The organism is Serratia sp. CoH_122_TC_1 (assembly GCF_058191755.1).
In genome coordinates this window covers 1-849 of the sequence record NZ_JBXWLA010000054.1, presented here as the reverse complement: position 1 = coordinate 849, position 849 = coordinate 1, and the positions used below count along the sequence as shown (strand labels likewise).

At 47.8% G+C, this 849-nt stretch carries 3 protein-coding genes; 1 reads left to right on the top strand and 2 read right to left on the bottom strand.

Annotated elements, in window-relative coordinates; genetic code table 11:
- Window positions 1-88 precede the first annotated feature (88 nt).
- On the bottom strand, window positions 89-286 hold the full coding sequence (locus AC2FC2_RS26910; protein WP_490660202.1) for a hypothetical protein: 198 nt from the start codon (window positions 284-286) through the stop codon (window positions 89-91).
- A 112-nt stretch (window positions 287-398) separates the two neighbouring features.
- Here AC2FC2_RS26910 and AC2FC2_RS26905 point away from each other — a divergent pair, with 112 nt between their 5' ends.
- A complete protein-coding gene (locus tag AC2FC2_RS26905; protein WP_261452620.1) occupies window positions 399-659 on the top strand; it encodes a DUF1883 domain-containing protein in 261 nt (86 codons plus the stop codon).
- Here AC2FC2_RS26905 and AC2FC2_RS26900 read toward each other — a convergent pair.
- On the bottom strand, window positions 609-849 hold a 241-nt coding region (locus tag AC2FC2_RS26900; RefSeq protein ID WP_490660201.1), incomplete at its 5' end, for a hypothetical protein. The two genes, AC2FC2_RS26905 and AC2FC2_RS26900, sit on opposite strands and share 51 nt — an antisense overlap.

Sequence of the window (849 nt, the reverse complement as noted above, 5' to 3'; positions counted from 1 at the left end):
ATGCGCTGGGTGCGCGGTAGGTGCAGGGTGATGGCTTTGGTTATTGTGCATTATCGATGGTACTCAGCGAATACCATCTGTAATGCCGTCATGCCAGTTGCAGAACGCCCTGATCTTCCGATTCGGAATAAGCGATCAAGCCACTGTACTCAGGCACCGTATCGCCATTCTCAGCCTCAAACGCTGGAATAGTACCGTTGGTAATGGTGTAGGACGGCTGGTCGTCCTCTACTGCAAAGCGCGCCAGCTCTTTAATCTGCTCCAGGGTAAGTACGATTTTGCTCATGGTTCTCTCTCTTCTTGTAGCTCAAGGTTTAGGCTGATTACTTGACCTATGTTCAGGAAATTTCTCCGCATAAATGCTCTATTCATTTTGGGAATAAACAGAAGGAACATTTATGGGTTTCAAATACGAAAAATATAATCTCAGCGCTGGTGATATCGTCAGGGCTACATGCTCACATCAGTTAAACGTGTTACTGATGACTGAATCAAACTTCAATAACTATCGCAATGGTCGGCGAGCTGAGTATGTAGGCGGCTTATGTAAACGCTCTCCGGCGGATATCCAAGTTCCTCACTCAGGGATCTGGTACGTTGTGATTCAGTCACCAGGTGGTGGGGGCGAGCGATACAGCATTAGCATCATCTCGACATAGAGCTTCAAACCGTGCCTGCTCCAAGGCGCACTCAAGAGCGGCGATGATTTCTGTTTGTTTGCCGCTCTTTACATAGTCTGTACTTGCCATACCAGTCCCTTGACCCACATCTCTGGCCCAGATTTCTGTGCTATTTTCTTGTGCAATAATTTTCATGCCTACCTCCCGACGGATACCCGCCATTGGTTCA